Genomic DNA, 18063 nt, shown 5'->3' on the forward strand with positions numbered 1-18063 from the left:
CCGTTGGTGGAAAGTGACCGCGCCCTTCGGTCTCAGTAGCGCGGATGCACCAATGTCGACGCCGGCAGCCCTACGATCCTGGTCGCCTCCGCCGCCCTCCGCGCAGCCCCCAGGGACTCCCGCGACAGGGTCGCCGGCCTCGGCCCCCGGGCCCCCGGGCCCAGTGCCGGGCGGGCTTCCGGTGAGGCGAGCACGAAGCCCCAGTCGCGCGGTGCGCGGGAGGCGCCGACCGTGCGGTCGGGGCCCGCGGCGAAGCCGGAGTCGCGGCCGCCGACGCGGTAGGGGGTGGTGTACAGACCCGCCGCACGCATCGTCGACTCCACCGTCCAGAAGTCCCGGGGACGGGAGGAGACCGGCCCCGCGTGCACGACGAGACGGCCCCCGGGGGCCAGGACACGGCGGACCAGGCCGTAGAACTCCTCCGAGTACAGCTTGGTGCTCGCGGTGATGCCGGGATCGGGCAGATCGGCGATCACCACGTCGTACGACGGCACGGGCGGCTCCGTCCGCAGCCGGCGGAACGCGTCCGCGGTGGTCACCCGCACGCGCGCGTCGCCGTACACATGGCCGTTGAGCCGGGACAGCGCCGGGTCGCGGCGGGCCAGGTCCACCACCGCGGGGTCGATCTCGACGATGTCGACCCGCCGTACGTCCGGGTACCTCAGCACCTCGCGGGCGGCGAGGCCGTCGCCGCCGCCGAGGACGAGCACGCGCGTGTGGGGGCCGTCCATCGCGGGGGTGACGAGGGCCTCGTGGTAGCGGCGCTCGTCACGACCGCCGACCCTCAGGCGACCGTCCAGGTAGAGGCCGAGGGGGCGGCCGTCGGTGCCGCCGGTGAGGACGACCTCCTGGACGCCGGTCCGGAGGGCGACGCGCACGTCCTCGCCGTAGACCGCCTCGCGCGCGGCCCGCTCGAAGTCGTCGACGAGGACGGCGGCGGTGGCGAGGACACCGAGCACGGCGAGGTTGGCGGCCAGCAGCAGCCAGCGGGCCCGGCGGGTCAGGTCGCGGCGGAACAGGCCGAGGACCAGGGCGCCGCCCGCGACCGCGTTGACCGCGCCGGTGAGCATCGCGCCGGTCAACTGGCCCAGCAGCGGCAGCAGGAGGAAGGGGAAGGCCAGGCCGCCGACCAGCGCGCCGACGTAGTCCGCCGCGAACAGGTCGGCCACCGCGCCGCCCGCGTCCTGGCGGCGGATGCGCTGGATCAGTTCCATCAGCAAGGGGACTTCGGCGCCGATGAGCAGACCGATGGCGAGGGAGAACGCGACCAGGAGCCAGCGCGGGCCGCTCGCCCACAGTCCGCCCCAGTCGCCGGTCCACGCGAAGACGGCGTACAGCGCCATCGCGCTGCATCCGCCGACCAGCGCGAGCAGCGCCTCGAGCGCGCCGAAGGCCGCCGCCGCGTGCCGGCGCAGCCGCTTGGCGACGAGCGAGCCGATGCCCATCGCGAAGACCATGACGGACAGCACCACGGAGGCCTGGGTGACCGAGTCGCCGATCAAGTACGAGGCGAGAGCGACCAGTTCGAGTTCGTACACCAGTCCGCAGGCCGCGCAGACGAAGACACAGGCGAGGACGAGGAAGCGGCCCGTGCCGGGGCGGACGGGCAGCCGCGCAGGCCCGGCCCAGGACGGCGGAGCGCCGGGCGGGGCGGGGGCGTGCGGCTCGATCACGTTGCGACGGTACGTCACTGATGTGGCACGCTTCGTCACCCACACGTGTGGAACTGAGGAGCAACCGGGAAACAGGTGTTTGCGTCGCTCAACCCGATGTCCCGACCGGGACCCGGACCCCGACCCGCGTCCGCGTGGCCACCAACTGCCCGTCCTGCGGATACGCGTGCCAGGTCCGCCAGTGCACCTGCCCGTCGTACCGCTGGGCCAGTAGCGCCGTGAACGCGTGCGGACTGCCCGGAAAAACCCCCGCGAGCCCGTTCGGATGGTCGGACACCAGAGCCAGCAACTCCTGTGCTCTTCCGGCGAACTGACCCGGCGACAGCACCTCGACGCGTGCGGCGAACTCGTACTCCCAGTCGCCCACCCGCTTGGCCACGCCCAGGGGCAGCGGCGTACTGCTGCCGGCGATGCACGCGACCGTCTCCGAACAGGTGCCCCGGTCCTCCTCAAGGAGCACTTGGTGGGACGCGCCGAGGAGTCTCAACTGAAGCTGCGCCTGGCCGATTTCGAGGTCGAGCGTGGCGAGGGCGGGCAACGGCTCGCGCCCCAGGGCCCAGGCGAGGTCGGCCGCGCGCGTGTCGGTGTACGAGGTGTTCAGGGTCGTGAGCATGGGTCGGCTCCGCTAGCACGCAAAGAAAGGGTGGTGTGGGGTTCCGGCACGCCCGGGCGACTGTGGGGGGATCGGCCCGGTCAGCCCAGTCGGGAGGTCAGGAGGTGTCCGCAGGACGTCCGAGGGGCTGCGTTGGTGATTGAGAGGGAATCATGAACAGTGGCGCCACCACAGCGTTTTTACCCAACTTCGTGGGGTTTCCATCCCTGCGTGGGCTCTCCAGCTCATCTGTTCAACTACGGCGTGCGCCACGGCGGCCGGAGCGTGCGCCGGAGCACCGGAGTGAAAAAGCGATAAGCGGGGGCGTGCGTCCCGACCCAGGTCCGGACCCACGCCCCCGCGCTCCCCCGCTCCCCCCGTTTACGGATGCGGTTCCCCCTGCCGGAGCTCAGCTGCCCCGTGTCAGCTGCCTCCCCCGCATCCGCCCCCGCCGCAGGACGACCCGCCACCACAGGACGACCCACCGCCGCAGGAGTGCCCGCCGCCGCAGGAGTGACCACCGGAGTGGCCGCCGGAGTGCCCACCGGAGTCACCGCTCGACGAACCGCAGGACGAGCCCGCGCCCGTCGCGCCGCCGGCCCACCAGCTGTCCCGGTGCGCCCGGGACCGCCCACCGCGGGACTGCCTGACCGGCTTGACCAGCTGGACGCTCTTCTTCCTGTTCGCGGCGGACACCAGGGCCCCGACGAACAGGACCGCGAACACCGCCAGGATGATGCCGATGACCATGGCTCACCCTCCTTCCGTTACCCCCCGAAGCGACCCCCCGTGGGCGCCTCGCCGGTTGCGTGAGCTGGAGATGCCCTTCTGCCTCACGGGCCAAAGCAGAGTTGAGGAACTCCAGAGCTTGGGCGCAGGATGACCGGCATGACCTCCAGTGCGCGCCCCCTGCTCAACCGCCGTCTCGCCGAGTTCGGGACGACGATCTTCGCCGAGATGTCCGCCCTGGCCCTGCGGACCGGATCGATCAATCTGGGTCAGGGCTTTCCCGACACGGACGGTCCCGAGGAGGTCAGGGAGGCGGCCGTACGGGCGCTGCGGGACGGGCGGGGCAACCAGTACCCCCCGGGCCCGGGCGTCCCGGAGCTGCGCACGGCGGTCTCCGCGCACCAGGAGCGCCGCTACGGCCTGGCCTACGACCCCGACACCGAGGTCCTGGTCACCGCCGGCGCCACGGAGGCCATCGCCGCCGCGCTGCTCGCCCTGGTCGAGCCCGGTGACGAGGTCGTCGCCCTGGAGCCGTACTACGACTCCTACGCGGCCTGCATCGCGATGGCGGGCGGGACCAGGGTCCCGGTCACCCTGCGGCCGCACTTCGACGGGGGCGCAGGTTTCCGTCTCGACCTCGACGAGCTGCGCGCCGCGGTGACCGACCGGACCCGGCTCCTGCTCATCAACACCCCGCACAACCCCACCGGCACCGTCCTCACCCGCGAGGAGCTGACGGCGATCGCCGAACTGGCCGTGGAGCGGGATCTGCTGGTCGTCACGGACGAGGTGTACGAGCACCTGGTCTTCGACGAGGCCGCACACCTGCCCCTCGCGACCTTCCCGGGGATGCGGGAGCGCACGGTCTCCATCGGTTCCGCCGGCAAGACCTTCTCCTTCACCGGCTGGAAGGTCGGCTGGGTGACCGCGCCGCCGGCCCTCGTGACCGCCGTACGGTCGGCGAAGCAGTTCCTGACGTACGTGGCGTCCGGACCCTTCCAGTACGCCGTCGCCGAGGCGCTCGCGCTGCCGGACAGCTACTTTGACGGATTCCGCGCGGACATGCTGCGCAAGCGGGATCTGCTCGCCACCGGGCTCACGGAGGCGGGCTTCGAGGTGTTCCGGCCGGCGGGCACGTACTTCATCACCACCGACATCCGCCCCCTCCGGGAGAGCGACGGTTTCGCCTTCTGCCGTTCGCTGCCGGAGCGCGCGGGCGTCGTCGCCATCCCGAACGCGGTCTTCTACGACCACCGCGAGGCCGGCGCCCCGTTCGTGCGGTTCGCGTTCTGCAAGCGCACCGAGGTGCTGACAGACGCGGCGGAACGGCTCCGCAAGGCATTCGCGGGCTGACCTCCACCCTGCGGGACTGGTCGACGCGCCCCCGCCGCCTGCCACACCTCGCCTGCCCGGCCCTTCCGCGCCGGAGGCCGTCATTTCGGCGCTTGCCGCACCGACGGGGGCAGACGTACAATTTTCTGTACGTGGAAGAAGGGCCGATTGTGAAGACCATGACGTATTCCGAGTCGCGCGCGCGGTACGCCGAGGTGCTCAACTCCGTCACCGACGACCGCGAAGAGGTCGTCATCACCCGGGCCGGACATGAGCCGGTCGTCATCGTCTCCCTTGAGGACTACGAGTCCCTGAAGGAGACGGCGTACCTGCTGCGCAGTCCGGCCAATGCCCGGCGTCTGCTCGCGTCCATCGACGAACTGGAAAACGGCGGCGGCACCGTGCGCGAGCTGGCGACCGACGAGTAAGGGTCGCGAGTTGAAGATCACCTTCTCTTCCCGCGCCTGGGAGGACTACCTGTGGTGGCAGCTTCAGGACCGGAAAATCCTCAAGCGCATCAACACGCTCATCGCGGACATCACCCGGAACGGCAACGAGGGCATCGGCAAACCGGAACCGCTCAAGCACGGATTCCAGGGCTACTGGTCGCGCCGCATCAACGACGAGCACCGACTGATCTACAAGGCAACCGAGGATGGCGTCCTGATCGCTCAGTGCCGCTATCACTACGAAAGCTGACGGGACTCGGGAGTCGGGCACAGCATCCTTCTCGCAAGTGACCCGCGCCGCACACCAACAGGTGTGCGAACACGGAGTGGCCTGGATCACGGCGGCGCCCGGTCTGGTCTCGGCGGTCCGCTCGGCGAAGCAGTTCCTGACGTACGTCTCCTCCGGCCCCTTCCAGTACGCGGTCGCCGAGGCGCTCGCCCTCCCGGACAGCTACTTCACCGCCTTCCGCGACGACATGCTCGCCAAGCGGGACCTGCTGGCGGGCGGCCTGGCGGAGGCCGGTTTCGAGGTCTTCAAGCCGGCCGGCACCTACTTCATCACCACCGACATCCGCCCCCTGGGCGAGAGCGACGGCTTCGCCTTCTGCCGCGCGCTGCCCGAGCGCGCGGGCGTCGTCGCCATCCCGAACGCGGTCTTCTACGACCACCGGGAGGCGGGCGCACCGTTCGTGCGGTTCGCGTTCTGCAAGCGCACGGAGGTCCTGGCGGACGCGGCGGAACGGCTCCGCAAGGCATTCGCGCATTGACGCCCTGTGGGCTCCAGCCGCGAAGTAGCAACGCGTGCGGGAGGACGCCACCGGGGCACCGGCCCGTCATGGCCAGGTGCGCTCAACACGGTCGTGCCGTACGGCGTAGGCCGCAGGGCCGCCCTTCTCGACGGCCCGATGGATCACGTCACGGCGTGTGACGAGACGCTCGACCATCTCGACGCTGCGGAGCTGCTGGTTGTCCAGGTAGAACAGCACGGCCTCACGCTCCAGGACGGGCTGGATCTCCAGGTCCCGGGTCTTGATCCGCCCGTCCTTCGACAGCGGGACCCAGGATCGGTCGAGACCGTAGGTGATCCACTCCTCGTCCGGAACATCTTGCCCGTCGTCGGGAAAGACCTCCCCGATGCGGTGAACCGTCCACCCGCAGGCTCTCAGTCCTTCCGCGACACGGCGACCGAGGTTCCGGTCGAGGAAGAACTCAGGCGGCAAGGTGCACCACGGCCCGGCAGAGCGCGTCCACCTGCTCGGGTGTCATGTCGTAGTCGTAAGCGATGTCCTCGACGGTCTCCCCGGCCTCCCACAAGTCGGTGATGGCCTGGACCGTGACGCGGTTGGCGGCTACCACGGGGAGACCGTGTCCGAACCTCGGATCGATCACGACGGGGACGGAGTCCGGATACTGCCTCAGCCGCAGACTGGAGGGGAAGTCCTCGCCCGGCTCCCAGGTGAGGTAGCGGAGATAGTCGGAGACCACTTCGTCGATGGGGACCTGGCCGTCGCGTGCTCTGCGGAGATCTCCCCAACCGTGCTCGATGAAGATGTCCACGCCGTCCGTGGCGATCCGCTTCGACACGAGGCCGTAGGGGGTGTCGAAGGCGTCCCGTACGGCCGCTGCCGCCTCCCTGATCTCACTCATGCGGAGTCCCAGGGAACGGAGAGAGCGAAGGACGTGCGCCTCGGCCACCGCGATGAACGGCACCGACGGCTGCCCCCTCCGTGCCGGCTCGACCTGGTGGACCAGTGGCGCTCCCGCGGCCCTGCCCTTCAGCCACGACGTGAGAGTCGACTGCGGAATCTCAAGGTAGGAGGCGGTCTCTGTGGGCGTCAGAAGCCCGTCCTTGAACCTGTCGACCATGCCCCACCTCCTCTTGGCGCCGGATTTCGCATCGTGCCACATCAAGCCTCCCACCTGGGGGTGGACCGCACACTCAGTCATTGGCTCAGCCGGCCGCACGGAGTTGGTCCCTGGCTCGGCAGTCCCCGCAACGGCCGGGCTCCGCCGAGCGGAATCCCCGGTCGCAGCCGTCGCAGTTCCGCATGGGCACGATCGCCGGACGTACGGAGGATTCCGCGCTTCTTGCCGGTGAGGGCAGAGAAAGCGGAGTCTCCTTGAGCCGGTAGGCGAGGATGCCGGCCGGGCGGGTCAGGAAGTGGTCGGGGAGCCGTGCGGTGAGGTGGTCCGTGATCTGCGTGGGCAGGAGTCCTGCCGCGAGCCACCGGGTGACGGCGGGGGCGAGGCGGGCGGCTTCCTGCGCGGACAGGATGAGGCGGGGGTCTACCCGGCGCAGGGCGGTGAGTACGGCGACGGCTCGGGGGTCGGCGTCGGCGAGCGGGATCGGTGTCTCCGCCTCGGCCTGAACGGGCTCCGCCACCGTTTCCTCCGCGGGCGCGAGCGCGGGTGCCACCGCAACGGCGGCTTGCTTGCGGGGCCGACGCGGCTTCGGCGGCTCGGGAGGTCCGTCCGGATCCGGATCCAGGTCCGGATCGCCGCCGGGGACGTCGTAAAAGTACGTCCGGGTACGGACCTGTCCGGCGGGCGTTCGCTCGCGGCGGCGCTCCAGGTATCCGGCTGCTTCAAGCTCCCTGAGCGCGCGGGAGATCAGGATTTCGCCCTCGTCGAAGTGCCGGCACAGGGCGGTGATGGTCACGGACGAGCCATCAGGCAGTGAGGAGATGTACGCCGCGACGCCGACCGTGACCGCACTGCCGCGTCGCTGGGCGAGGGCGTTGGAGATCACCGTGAAGTCGGCCGTCAGCCGGGTGCGGACGTGGATCACGCCGGAGGTCGGAGCTCCGGCGTCGGCGCGCAGGGGCGCGTTAGACTTCGGGTCAGCCATCGGGAAGGGTCTCTTCTTCCTGATCGGTCAGGCCCTCGTTCGGGATTGCCGTCCCGGCCGGGGGCCGTATCTGTTTGCGGTTGTCGCGGCGAACGTAGCCGTCCATATCCCGCGCCTGCAAGCCGATCACTCGGACGGGTGACGCGGGCCGTGCGGCTGGGGAGGGTGGGCGGGCGGGTAGTTCTTTCCCCCGGTTCTTTGGGGAGGTCAGTGGCCTGCCGGGCCCTCGCGGACAGGGGGCCGGTGGGCCGCGGGCGTGGACGATGACCGGAGCCCGGCGGACTCAGCGACGGTGGCGCCCGGCCTTCAACTCGCCTATAAAGGCGGCCCAGGCGGCGGCTTCGAAGCACAGCGCCGGACCGTGCGGGACCTTGCTGTCACGGACGGGGACGACGGCCTGCTGGATTCTGTCGGCCACCTCCACGCAGTCGCCCCCCGCCTGATTGCTGTAGCTGCTCCTGCGCCAGGCGGCGCCGTTCGGTTCGGGACGGGAGATTCGCGCCACGGTAGTTGCCCTCCATGGTGGACCGGATCATGTCGAACGACATGAGCGGGGGCAGCGCTGCCGCCCGCAGCCGATCGTAAATCACCTTGTAGCGACTGACGTTGGCTGGTTCTTCGATGAGTTGGCCGTAATCCGAGCCTTCTGTGTACGCCAGTTCCGAGCCATCTGGACGGGTCAAAATCGTCAGCGATCCACCCATGGCCTCGTGTCCGCCTTGGTCGAACGACAGCACCTGCACGGTGATGTGACGTTCCGCTGCCACATCGAGCAGTCGCACCAGCTGCTGCCGCATCACGCCATTGCCGCCGATGGGGCGCCTCAACACCGCCTCGTCCAGGATCACCAAAAGCTCCGGCCGGTCGGGCGAACTCAGTCGTTCCTGCCGTCCCATACGGGCTGCGACGCGCTCCTCCAACTGCGCTTCGCTGTCGAGCATCGCATCCAGAGCGAGAACCGCCCGCGCGTAGTCCTCCGTCTGCAACAGACCCGGCACCACATGCGCCGCGTACTGCCGAATGACCACGGCCCGCTCCGAGTGCTCCATGAACTTCCGCGACCAGTCCGGAAACGCCTCCCGGTACACGTACGGCCACAGCTCCACCAGCAGGTCATCCGCACTGAGCGCCACATCCAGCGCCCGCGCCAGCTCCCGTGTCGGTTTCGCCCCGGACGCCCGCTCGATCTGAGTGATCCGGGTGCTCACCACGTGGACCTTGTCACCGAGTTCGGCCTGGGTCAGTCCAGCCGCCACACGGAGCCTCCGCACCCGCGCGCCGAACAGCGCCGCCATCGACACGCTGGGGTCAATTCCGTTGGCCAAAGCGTCACTTCCGTTCCTTACGGACTGAAAAGTAAGGCTGCGTCACCTGTTGAGCGTAGGGCGGCCGGACGAACCTTGAGTGCGGAACGTGACGACTCGCGCACATCGTGCGACATCTCCGTGCTCGACGGACAAGGACGGAACACGCCGTGCCGACAGAAACGACCGTCCCGGCGGACGAACCGGGGCGTGGTACCGCGGCCTTCGCGGCGGAGGGGCCTGCCCTCACCGACGTACAGACCGAACCGCCGCCTCTTGTCGCGCAGTTCGCCTCCTCGCCTCGGGGTGCGCGACTGGCACGGCAACTCGCCGTGCGATGTCTGGAGGAGTGGGGGTATCCGTCGGCGTCGGACGCATCGTGCGCGGTCGCCCTCGTCGTCGCGGAACTCGCCGCGAACGCCGTGCGGCACGGCCGCGTACCCGGACGCGACTTCGGCCTCCGGCTCGCCCTTGATGCGGCGGCGGGCCTGGTTCGCGTCGAGGTCGCGGACGCGGCCTCCGCGAAACGGCCCCCAGCGGTCCCGCCTCCGTCGGCCCCTGATGGTGAGTCGGGTCGAGGGCTGTTCCTGGTGGACGCCCTGGCCGTGCGCTGGGGTTCGGCGCCACGTCACCCGCTGGGCAAGACGGTTTGGGCGGAAATTCCTGTCGCCGCTTGAACTGGCCCTCGATAGGCAAGGGCCTGGGAATCCCGTAGGGAGAGGCCACCTCACGAAGGCAGCCCCGGACTGTGTGTCCGGGGCTGCCTTCTCTGGTCTGGCTACTACGCAGGCGGCAGATTACCGATCTGGTCCTGCAGCCGCACGATGTCCCCTTCGGCCTTCGTCAGGCGGGTACGGATCTTCTCGACCACGTTGTCCGGGGCCTTCGCCAGGAACGCCTCATTACCGAGCTTGGCCTTCGCCTGGGCCTTCTCCTTCTCGGCCGCAGCGAGGTCCTTGGCCAGCCGCTTGCGCTCGGCCGCGACGTCGATCGTGCCGGACAGGTCGAGCGCGACCGTGGCGCCGGCAACCGGGAGGGTCGCCGTGGAGCTGAAGCCGTCACCCTCAGGCTGGAGCCGGAGCAGCTGGCGGATGGCGGCCTCATGGGCAGCGAGCTGCGTACCCGCCAGGTCCAGGCGGGCGGGGACCTTCTGACCGGGCTGCAGGCCCTGGTCCGAGCGGAAGCGGCGAACCTCGGTGATCACCTGCTGGAGACTCTCGATTTCCGCCTCGGCCGCGGTATCGCGGAAGCCGCTGTCCGCCGGCCAGTCGGCGATCACGACGGACTCTCGGCCGGTGAGCGTGGTCCACAGCGTCTCCGTCACGAACGGAACGATGGGATGCAGCAGGCGCAGCGTCACGTCCAGGACCTCGCCCAGGACGCGTGCCGAGACCTTGGCCGCCTCGCCGCCGGCCATGAACGTCGTCTTGGACAGCTCGACGTACCAGTCGAAGACCTCGTCCCACGCGAAGTGGTACAGGGCATCGGCGAGCTTCGCGAACTGGTAGTCGTCGTAGTACGCGTCCGCCTCGGCGACGACGGTGTTCAGCCGGGACAGGATCCAGCGGTCCGTGGCCGACAGCTGCTCGGCCGGGGGCAGCTCGCCCTCGATCGTGGCGCCGTTCATCATCGCGAACCGCGTCGCGTTCCAGATCTTGTTGGCGAAGTTCCGGGACGCCTGGACCCAGTCCTCGCCGATCGGCACGTCGGTACCGGGGTTGGCGCCCCGCGCGAGTGTGAATCGCAGAGCGTCGGAGCCGTACTTGTCCATCCAGTCCAGCGGATTGACCGTGTTGCCGAACGACTTCGACATCTTCTTGCCGTGCTCGTCACGGACCATGCCGTGGAACGCGATGGTGTGGAAGGGGATCTCGCCGTCCATCGCGTACAAGCCGAACATCATCATCCGCGCGACCCAGAAGAACATCAGGTCGTACCCGGTGACCATGGCCGAGTTCGGATAGAACTTGGCCAGGTCCGCGGTCTTCTCGGGCCAGCCGAGTGTCGAGAAGGGCCACAGGCCGGACGAGAACCAGGTGTCGAGGACGTCGGTGTCCTGCTCCCAGCCCTCGCCGGTCGGCGGCTGTTCGTCGGGGCCGACGCACACGGTTTCGCCGTTGGGGCCGTGCCAGACGGGGATGCGGTGGCCCCACCACAACTGCCGTGAGATGCACCAGTCGTTGAGGTTGTCGACCCAGTCGAAGTAGCGCTGCGACAGGTCGGCGGGGTGGATGTTCACCCGGCCGTCGCGGACCGCGTCTCCCGCGGCCTTGGCGAGCGTCTCGACCTTCACCCACCACTGCAGGGACAGCCGCGGTTCAAGGGTCGTCTTGCAGCGCGAGCAGTGGCCCACCGAGTGGACGTACGGCCGCTTCTCCGCGACGATCCGGCCGTCGGCGCGCAGCGCGGCGACGATCGCGGAACGCGCCTCGAAGCGGTCCAGCCCTTCGAAAGGCCCGTGGGCCGTGATGACACCGCGCTCGTCCATGACGGTCAGCGACTCCAGGCCGTGCCGCTGGCCGATGGCGAAGTCGTTGGGATCATGGGCGGGCGTGACCTTGACGGCACCGGTGCCGAACTCCGGGTCGACGTGCGTGTCGGCGACGACGGGGATCGTCCGGCCGGTCAGGGGCAGCTTGATGCGCTTGCCGACGAGGTGCTTGTAGCGCTCGTCGTCCGGGTGAACGGCCACCGCGGTGTCACCGAGCATGGTCTCCGCACGCGTGGTGGCGACGACGACCGTGTCGTCCCCCTCGCCGTACTTGATAGAGACGAGCTCGCCGTCGTCGTCCTGGTAGTCGACCTCGATGTCCGAGATCGCCGTCAGGCAGCGCGGGCACCAGTTGATGATGCGCTCGGCACGGTAGATCAGGCCGTCGTCGTACATCTTCTTGAAGACGGTCTGGACGGCACGGGACAGACCCTCGTCCATGGTGAAGCGGTCACGGCTCCACGCGACGCCGTTGCCCAGGCGCCGCATCTGACCGGCGATCTGCCCACCGGACTCGGCCTTCCACTGCCAGACCCGCTCCACGAACGCCTCGCGGCCCAGGTCGTGGCGGGACTTGCCCTCCTTGGCGAGCTCTCGCTCGACGACGTTCTGGGTGGCGATACCGGCGTGGTCCATGCCGGGCTGCCACAGCGTCTCGTAGCCCTGCATCCGCTTACGGCGAGTGAGGGCATCGATCAGCGTGTGCTCGAAGGCGTGGCCCAGGTGCAGGGAGCCGGTGACGTTGGGCGGCGGGATGACGATGGTGTACGCGGGCTTGTCGCTCTTCGCGTCAGCCTCGAAGTAACCGCGCTCTACCCAGCGCTCGTACAGCGTCCCCTCTACCTCGGCCGGCGTGTACTGGGTCGGCAGTTCGGGGGCGCTGTTAGGCCCGCTGTCGGGGCGCTGAGAGTTGTCGGTCACGACGGCCATTCTATGGGCCCGACGTGCCTGCACTTGCCTGGCCTTTCGCCTCAAGATCAGCAGGAGGCAAGGCATGCGAAAGGCCGCACGGATACGATTCAAGTGTGACCAAGAACGCTCCCGTGCGGCCTCTCTGAGTTTACCTCTTTCCGGGCTGCCGTTCTGCCGCACGGCGACGAATCATGGGTGGACCAGGTGCTGATGTGATCCACGCCAGCACCCTCGTGCCGTCCGCCGTCACACAAGCCCGCGCCGAAGAGCGCGCCGCCTGGCGGCGACCCTCGGGCTCTTCGACGCCGTCCGGCTCGCCGTGCTCGCGGCGACCGCCTGGGCCACCGGTCACGGCCGCTCACGCTGCTCGGGCGGTCCTGGGACTCCCGGTGGTACCTGGGGATCGCCGAGCACTGTTACGTCCGCACACTGCACGTCGTCACCGCGGCTGACCCGCTGAGCAGGGGCGCGGCAGGCCTGCTGGTGTCGTTGACCACGGCCGCGATCGCCGCCGCCGGGATCCACGCCGTGGACCTACGCCTGCACGGACGTGCCGTGGCCGCCGTCCCGCCCCTCCTCTGGGGTCTGCTGCCGCGTTCAGTCGTGCTGTCGCCGACGTACACCCAGCTGACCGCATTCGCCCCGTCGTCGTTGTACGCCGTGCCGACCGGATAGTGGGTGTGGACGGCCACGCGGTCGCGGCGGCTGCGCACGAGAGGGGGCGGCGGCTTCGAGAAAACCGAAAAGTTACCCACAGGCTGTGGACGGCCGCCGCACTCGCCTCGGCGTCGGCGCGACGGCGACAGCCCGGCCCCGGCACGCCGCCGTGATGGCCGCGTGCCCTGGCCGGGCTGTCGTTCGCCTGCGGCGCGTATCCGGTCGTGATCGCCGATACGCCCCGGTGGCGGGAGGACGCCTACTCGTCGTCCTCGGGCTTCTCCGCGTCGTTGACGTCCTCCTCGAGGCCGAGCTGTTCGACGAGCCACTTGTCGAACTCGATGGCGGCGCGCACCCAGCTGACGGTCGAGGAGACGAAGTGCTCCAGGCTGACGCCGGTGCCGATGAGCATCTGCGCCTCGCCGATCAGACGGACGGTGCCGTCGTCATGGGTGTGGCTGTAGACCTTGGGCCACAGGGTGCGCCGGTTCCAGTCGTCGATGGACTCCAGCAGCGTGGGCTTCTCGTCGATCTGGTGGGGCCGGTCGTAGAACGTCCGCACCGAGAAGACCTGCTGGTCATCCTCGCCGCGGAACATGAAATACGTACGGAACTGCTCCCACGGCGCCGCGAGGTCACCCTCGTCGTCGACGACATATTTCAGCTCCATCTGGTCGAGGAGCTGCTTCACAAGATCCTGATCCGGGACGACGGGGCCCGCCGGTCCTTGCTGCGGCTCGGGCTGGCCCCCGAAGTTCGGAATCGAGGACGGGTCGATGGTCACCGTGAATTTCCCTTCGTACGGATTCTGCCATCCTCCCCCATCCGGGGAGGGGGGTGGCAAGCCCGGACGGAGCCTGTCCTCCCAGGGCTGACATGATCCGGTCAGCCACAGAAAACAGAGGTCGAGGAAACGGGGAACACATGACACAGGCGGAGACCGAAACGGTGCCGGAACCGGTCCGGCCGGGCAGGACCAGATGGGGCATGTTCACGGCGATCCTGGCCGTGCCGACCCTGGTGGTGGCGGCCCTGATCGCGCTGCTGATCGCCTGGCTGTTCACGGACGACTCGGTCGACACGGGCGTCCGGAAGGTCTCGTGCGCCGAGGCGTTCGCCTACGGCGGGGCCAAGCCGCCGACCGGGGCGCGCGACCTCGCCTGTGTGCTGGAGGCCGCGCAGGACCCCCGGTACGAGGCCCGCTTCCTCCTGCGGCGCGCCGAGGTGAGCGCCTGGGTGGCGGCGAACTACCCGGACGGGCCGGGGCTGCGGAACGTGCAGTGCGACGGCGCCGACACCTACGCGTGCATGAACCGGGGCCCGGTCGCCGGACAGAGCGCTTCCGTACAGCTGGAGATCAGCTCCGACAGCCCGAACTGGTCCGTGGTGCAGTTCGTGGCGTTCACGCAGTGACGAGGGGGCGGCGGCGCCCCCTCGTCACCACGGCGCTCAGAGCGTCTTGCCGGTCGCCGGTCCCACGATCAGGCCGTCGCCGAAGGCGTCCACCCGGACCGTGTCGCCGTCCTTGACCTCGCCGGACAGGATCTCCTTGGCGAGGCGGTCGCCGATGGCGGTCTGGACGAGGCGGCGCAGCGGGCGGGCGCCGTAGGCCGGGTCCAGGCCCTCGACGGCGAGCCAGTCCAGGGCCGCGTCGGTGACCTCCAGAGTGAGCCGGCGCTCGGCGAGGCGCTTGGCGAGCCCGTCGATCTGGAGCCGCGCGATCCGGCCGAGCTCGTCCTTGGTGAGGGCCGAGAAGACGACCAGGTCGTCGAGCCGGTTGAGGAACTCCGGCTTGAAGGAGGCCCGGACCACCTCCAGGACCTGTTCCTTCTTCTCCGTCTCGCTGGTGATCGGGTCGACCAGGAACTGGCTGCCCAGGTTGGACGTCAGCACCAGGATCGCGTTGCGGAAGTCGACCGTACGGCCCTGACCGTCCGTCAGACGCCCGTCGTCCAGCACCTGGAGCAGGATGTCGAAGACCTCCGGGTGCGCCTTCTCCACCTCGTCGAGGAGCACCACGCTGTACGGCCGCCTGCGCACCGCCTCGGTCAGCTGGCCGCCCTCCTCGTAGCCGACGTACCCGGGGGGCGCGCCGACGAGCCGGGAGACGGTGTGCTTCTCGCCGTACTCGCTCATGTCGATGCGGACCATCGCCCGCTCGTCGTCGAAGAGGAAGTCGGCGAGGGCCTTGGCGAGTTCGGTCTTGCCGACACCGGTCGGGCCGAGGAAGAGGAAGGAGCCGGTCGGCCGGTCCGGGTCGGAGATCCCGGCCCGGGTGCGCCGTACGGCGTCGGACACGGCCCGCACGGCCTCGCTCTGGCCGATGAGCCGCTTGCCCAGCTCCTCCTCCATGCGCAGCAGTTTCTGCGTCTCGCCCTCCAGCAGGCGGCCCGCCGGGATGCCGGTCCAGGCGGCGACGGTGTCCGCGATGTCGTCGGCACCGACCTCCTCCTTGACCATGGTGTCCTTGGAGACCTCCTCCTCGGCCTCGGACGCGGCCTCCAAGTCCCGTTCCAGCGTGGGGATCTCGCCGTAGAGCAGCTTGCTGGCGGTGTCGAAGTCGCCGTCACGCTGGGCGCGTTCGGCCTGGCCGCGCAACTCGTCCAGCTTTTCCTTCAGTTCACCGACCCGGTTGAGGGACTGCTTCTCCTTCTCCCAGCGGGCGGTCAGGCCCCGCAGCTCCTCCTCCTTGTCGGCGAGGTCGCGGCGCAGCCGCTCCAGGCGTTCGCGGGAGGCCGGGTCGGTCTCCTTGACCAGGGCGAGCTCCTCCATCTTCAACCGGTCGACACCGCGCTGGAGTTCGTCGATCTCCAGAGGCGAGGAGTCGATCTCCATACGGAGGCGTGAGGCCGCCTCGTCGACGAGGTCGATGGCCTTGTCGGGCAGGAAACGGGAGGTGATGTACCGGTCGGAGAGGGCCGCGGCGGCCACCAGCGCGCTGTCGGCGATCTGGACCTTGTGGTGGGCCTCGTAACGCCCCTTGAGCCCGCGCAGGATGGCGATGGTGTCCTCGACCGTCGGCTCGGCCACCAGCACCTGCTGGAAGCGCCGCTCCAGGGCGGGGTCCTTCTCGATCCGCTCGCGGTACTCGTCGAGGGTCGTCGCACCCACCATCCGCAGCTCACCGCGGGCCAGCATGGGCTTGAGCATGTTGCCGGCGTCCATGGAGGAGTCCCCGCCGGCGCCGGCGCCCACGACCGTGTGCAGCTCGTCGATGAAGGTGATGATCTGCCCGTCGGAGTCCTTGATCTCCGCGAGGACGGTCTTCAGCCGCTCCTCGAACTCACCGCGGTACTTGGCGCCGGCCACCATGGCGCTCAGGTCGAGCGAGACGAGCCGCTTGTCCTTGAGCGACTCGGGCACGTCCCCCTTGACGATCCGCTGGGCGAGCCCCTCGACGACGGCGGTCTTGCCGACGCCGGGCTCACCGATGAGGACGGGATTGTTCTTCGTACGGCGGCTGAGCACCTGCACGACCCGGCGGATCTCCTGGTCGCGGCCGATGACGGGGTCGAGCTTGCCCTCCCGCGCGGCGGCGGTGAAGTCGGTCCCGAACTTCTCCAGGGCCTTGTACTGCCCCTCGGGGTCGGCGGTGGTCACCCTGCGCCCTCCTCTGGCCTTCTGGAAGGCGTCGACCAGCTTCTTCGGGGTGGCCCCCTGCTGGGTGAGCACGTCGGCGGCCGGTCCGCCCTTGGCGGCGATGCCGACGAGCAGGTGTTCGGTGGAGAGGTACTCGTCACCGAGGTCGTTGGCGCGGGCCTGCGCGTCGGCGATGACGGAGAGCAGGTCGCGGTTGGGCTGCGGCGGCGCGACGGTGGACCCGGCCACGCTGGGCAGCGAGCCGAGCACCTTCTCGGCTCCGGCCCGTACGGCGGCCTGGTCGGCGTCGACGGCGGCGAGCAGATCGACGATGTTCGCATTGTCCTGCCGCTGGCCTGGCCCCTGGAGCAGAGCGAGGAGCAGGTGGGCGGGGGTGAGGTCCGGGTGTCCCTCGGTCACGGCCCGGTTGCTGGCGGCGTTGATCGCGTCCCGGCTCCGGTTGGTCAGCTCGGCATCCACGTGTCCGTACTCCTCCTCGGTGTCAGCTCCTGTACCGACTCCTGTTACTGACTCAGTCAGCGTACATAAAGTTGAGTCTATTCCACTCAAGGCAGTCTGCGGGAGGAATGGGGGGACTAGCGTCCCGGCATGACCTCCTACACCCAGGATCCGGGTGCCCCGGACCCGTCGTTCCTCAGCTTCTGGCGCGAACGGCATCTGTGCACACTGACGACACCGCGCCCGGACGGGAGCCCGCACGTGGTGCCCGTCGGGGTGACATACGACCCCGAGGCCCGTCTGGCTCGGGTGATCGCGAGCCGGACGAGCGCGAAGGTACGGCACGTGCTGGCGGCCGGCGAGGGCGGGGCGGCGGTGGCGGTGTGCCAGGTGGCGGGGCCGAGGTGGGCGACGCTGGAGGGGCGGGCGCAGGTCCGCACGGAGCCGGAACGGGTCGCGGAGGCGGTGCGGCGCTACGCCGAGCGGTACGAGCGGACCCCGGCGCCGAACCCGCTGCGGGTGGTCATCGAGATTTCACTGACGGGCGCGATGGGCCGTTTTTGAGCCACGGGCCGATCACCCGATACCCGGAAATGTCCCCCAAAACTGCAGCGGCGTCACCGTGTTCAGGTCACGGTGACGCCGCTGCGGGGGGAAGCACCTGCGCGATCTGTTACGACGGGGGAATCGCGTCAGGCACTGCGGGGGGTGGCTGAGATGGTCCGCGGGGTGGGGGTTTCCGGTTCCACCAGCCGATGGTCTCGTTGGTCAAGATTCACAAAGATCATTCCGTACCGAATGGCACACCGAACGGGCTGCGGCGCCCCCCGAGGCCGCCGCAGACACCGGTACGCCCGCACGTCCTCGTCCTCGTCCCGGGTGACGACCACCGGTTCGCCGAAGACGGTCACCATCAACGAGTCACCGGGGTGGGGGATCGCGGTGACGAGGTCGATGAAGTGCCAGCCGGAGCGGTAGGCGGTGGCCATTTCCCTGCGGAAGGAGCGGTCGTCGGGTGGAGTAGTCATGTCAAGACCA

The 18063-nt window shown here is 69.5% G+C and carries 19 protein-coding genes and 1 pseudogene; 8 read left to right on the top strand and 12 right to left on the bottom strand.

Annotation, left to right across the window (positions count from 1 at the left end):
- Window positions 1-32 precede the first annotated feature (32 nt).
- From OG841_RS21990 to OG841_RS22000, 3 genes are all read right to left on the bottom strand, one after another.
- Complete coding sequence (locus OG841_RS21990) at window positions 33-1673, bottom strand: polyamine aminopropyltransferase (RefSeq protein ID WP_365121596.1); 1641 nt, start codon at window positions 1671-1673, stop codon at window positions 33-35.
- An 88-nt stretch (window positions 1674-1761) separates the two neighbouring features.
- The gene (locus OG841_RS21995) at window positions 1762-2286 is read right to left on the bottom strand and encodes a DUF2617 family protein (protein ID WP_365121593.1); all 525 of its coding nucleotides are present in this window, start codon (window positions 2284-2286) and stop codon (window positions 1762-1764) included.
- Between the two features lie 402 nt (window positions 2287-2688).
- Complete coding sequence (locus OG841_RS22000) at window positions 2689-3015, bottom strand: hypothetical protein (RefSeq protein ID WP_328639937.1); 327 nt, start codon at window positions 3013-3015, stop codon at window positions 2689-2691.
- A gap of 129 nt (window positions 3016-3144) precedes the next feature.
- Between OG841_RS22000 and OG841_RS22005 the strand changes: the two genes are divergently transcribed.
- The 4 genes and pseudogenes from OG841_RS22005 to OG841_RS22020 form a co-directional block, all read left to right on the top strand.
- Window positions 3145-4347 carry a pyridoxal phosphate-dependent aminotransferase gene (locus OG841_RS22005; RefSeq protein WP_365121590.1) on the top strand — a complete coding sequence of 401 codons (1203 nt, stop codon included), beginning with the start codon at window positions 3145-3147 and terminating at the stop codon, window positions 4345-4347.
- A 149-nt stretch (window positions 4348-4496) separates the two neighbouring features.
- Window positions 4497-4754 (top strand): type II toxin-antitoxin system Phd/YefM family antitoxin, encoded by a 258-nt coding sequence (locus OG841_RS22010; protein ID WP_037676836.1) that lies wholly within the window; start codon window positions 4497-4499, stop codon window positions 4752-4754.
- A gap of 10 nt (window positions 4755-4764) precedes the next feature.
- Window positions 4765-5025: a Txe/YoeB family addiction module toxin gene (locus OG841_RS22015; protein ID WP_103544660.1), complete on the top strand. Its 261-nt coding sequence runs from the start codon at window positions 4765-4767 to the stop codon at window positions 5023-5025.
- A gap of 76 nt (window positions 5026-5101) precedes the next feature.
- Window positions 5102-5542, top strand: a pseudogene (locus tag OG841_RS22020) (aminotransferase class I/II-fold pyridoxal phosphate-dependent enzyme); the annotation flags it as partial.
- Between the two features lie 66 nt (window positions 5543-5608).
- Here OG841_RS22020 and OG841_RS22025 read toward each other — a convergent pair.
- From OG841_RS22025 to OG841_RS22045, 5 genes are all read right to left on the bottom strand, one after another.
- Window positions 5609-5995: a toxin-antitoxin system, toxin component, PIN family protein gene (locus OG841_RS22025; protein WP_328639935.1), complete on the bottom strand. Its 387-nt coding sequence runs from the start codon at window positions 5993-5995 to the stop codon at window positions 5609-5611.
- Entirely contained in the window at window positions 5985-6641 is a 657-nt protein-coding gene (locus OG841_RS22030) for a DUF433 domain-containing protein (protein WP_328639934.1), read from the bottom strand. Before OG841_RS22030 ends, OG841_RS22025 begins: the two co-directional genes overlap by 11 nt.
- 85 nt (window positions 6642-6726) lie before the next feature.
- A complete protein-coding gene (locus tag OG841_RS22035; protein ID WP_365121586.1) occupies window positions 6727-7623 on the bottom strand; it encodes a hypothetical protein in 897 nt (298 codons plus the stop codon).
- Window positions 7624-7906: 283 nt separating this feature from the next.
- Window positions 7907-8047 carry a DUF397 domain-containing protein gene (locus OG841_RS22040; protein WP_371566622.1) on the bottom strand — a complete coding sequence of 47 codons (141 nt, stop codon included), beginning with the start codon at window positions 8045-8047 and terminating at the stop codon, window positions 7907-7909.
- Window positions 8001-8918, bottom strand: coding sequence for a helix-turn-helix domain-containing protein (locus OG841_RS22045; protein WP_328643598.1), 918 nt, complete (start codon window positions 8916-8918; stop codon window positions 8001-8003). The genes OG841_RS22040 and OG841_RS22045 overlap by 47 nt, the downstream gene beginning before the upstream one ends.
- A 179-nt stretch (window positions 8919-9097) precedes the next feature.
- Here OG841_RS22045 and OG841_RS22050 point away from each other — a divergent pair, with 179 nt between their 5' ends.
- A complete protein-coding gene (locus OG841_RS22050; RefSeq protein ID WP_371566624.1) occupies window positions 9098-9604 on the top strand; it encodes an ATP-binding protein in 507 nt (168 codons plus the stop codon).
- Window positions 9605-9708: 104 nt separating this feature from the next.
- Here the strand turns inward: OG841_RS22050 and OG841_RS22055 are convergent, their stop codons facing one another.
- Window positions 9709-12339: a valine--tRNA ligase gene (locus OG841_RS22055; protein WP_371566626.1), complete on the bottom strand. Its 2631-nt coding sequence runs from the start codon at window positions 12337-12339 to the stop codon at window positions 9709-9711.
- A 474-nt stretch (window positions 12340-12813) separates the two neighbouring features.
- Here OG841_RS22055 and OG841_RS22060 point away from each other — a divergent pair, with 474 nt between their 5' ends.
- A complete protein-coding gene (locus OG841_RS22060) occupies window positions 12814-13005 on the top strand; it encodes a hypothetical protein (RefSeq protein WP_371566628.1) in 192 nt (63 codons plus the stop codon).
- Window positions 13006-13246: 241 nt separating this feature from the next.
- On the opposite strand, the gene OG841_RS22065 is transcribed toward OG841_RS22060, so the two are convergent.
- On the bottom strand, window positions 13247-13771 hold the full coding sequence (locus OG841_RS22065) for a YbjN domain-containing protein (RefSeq protein ID WP_328639929.1): 525 nt from the start codon (window positions 13769-13771) through the stop codon (window positions 13247-13249).
- A 140-nt stretch (window positions 13772-13911) separates the two neighbouring features.
- Between OG841_RS22065 and OG841_RS22070 the strand changes: the two genes are divergently transcribed.
- Window positions 13912-14400: a hypothetical protein gene (locus OG841_RS22070; RefSeq protein WP_328639928.1), complete on the top strand. Its 489-nt coding sequence runs from the start codon at window positions 13912-13914 to the stop codon at window positions 14398-14400.
- 36 nt (window positions 14401-14436) lie between these two features.
- On the opposite strand, the gene clpB is transcribed toward OG841_RS22070, so the two are convergent.
- The gene (gene clpB / locus OG841_RS22075) at window positions 14437-17046 is read right to left on the bottom strand and encodes an ATP-dependent chaperone ClpB (RefSeq protein WP_328639927.1); all 2610 of its coding nucleotides are present in this window, start codon (window positions 17044-17046) and stop codon (window positions 14437-14439) included.
- A gap of 129 nt (window positions 17047-17175) precedes the next feature.
- Here clpB and OG841_RS22080 point away from each other — a divergent pair, with 129 nt between their 5' ends.
- Entirely contained in the window at window positions 17176-17589 is a 414-nt protein-coding gene (locus tag OG841_RS22080) for a pyridoxamine 5'-phosphate oxidase family protein (RefSeq protein WP_057614690.1), read from the top strand.
- A gap of 128 nt (window positions 17590-17717) precedes the next feature.
- Here OG841_RS22080 and OG841_RS22085 read toward each other — a convergent pair whose 3' ends face one another.
- Window positions 17718-18053: a hypothetical protein gene (locus OG841_RS22085; protein ID WP_028809089.1), complete on the bottom strand. Its 336-nt coding sequence runs from the start codon at window positions 18051-18053 to the stop codon at window positions 17718-17720.
- Between the last annotated feature and the right edge of the window lie 10 nt (window positions 18054-18063).

This window comes from Streptomyces canus, from assembly GCF_041435015.1.
Taxonomy (GTDB): domain Bacteria; phylum Actinomycetota; class Actinomycetes; order Streptomycetales; family Streptomycetaceae; genus Streptomyces; species Streptomyces canus_G.

Bases quoted from the DNA above. Each gene is read 5' to 3' on its own strand.
- OG841_RS22030 (WP_328639934.1), bottom strand. From the start codon at position 6,641: ATGGTCGACAGGTTCAAGGACGGGCTTCTGACGCCCACAGAGACCGCC.
- OG841_RS22035 (WP_365121586.1), bottom strand. From the start codon at position 7,623: ATGGCTGACCCGAAGTCTAACGCGCCCCTGCGCGCCGACGCCGGAGCT.
- OG841_RS22000 (WP_328639937.1), bottom strand. From the start codon at position 3,015: ATGGTCATCGGCATCATCCTGGCGGTGTTCGCGGTCCTGTTCGTCGGG.
- OG841_RS21995 (WP_365121593.1), bottom strand. From the start codon at position 2,286: ATGCTCACGACCCTGAACACCTCGTACACCGACACGCGCGCGGCCGAC.
- OG841_RS22005 (WP_365121590.1), top strand. From the start codon at position 3,145: ATGACCGGCATGACCTCCAGTGCGCGCCCCCTGCTCAACCGCCGTCTC.
- OG841_RS22070 (WP_328639928.1), top strand. From the start codon at position 13,912: ATGACACAGGCGGAGACCGAAACGGTGCCGGAACCGGTCCGGCCGGGC.
- OG841_RS22085 (WP_028809089.1), bottom strand. From the start codon at position 18,053: ATGACTACTCCACCCGACGACCGCTCCTTCCGCAGGGAAATGGCCACC.
- OG841_RS22080 (WP_057614690.1), top strand. From the start codon at position 17,176: ATGACCTCCTACACCCAGGATCCGGGTGCCCCGGACCCGTCGTTCCTC.
- OG841_RS22045 (WP_328643598.1), bottom strand. From the start codon at position 8,918: ATGGCGGCGCTGTTCGGCGCGCGGGTGCGGAGGCTCCGTGTGGCGGCT.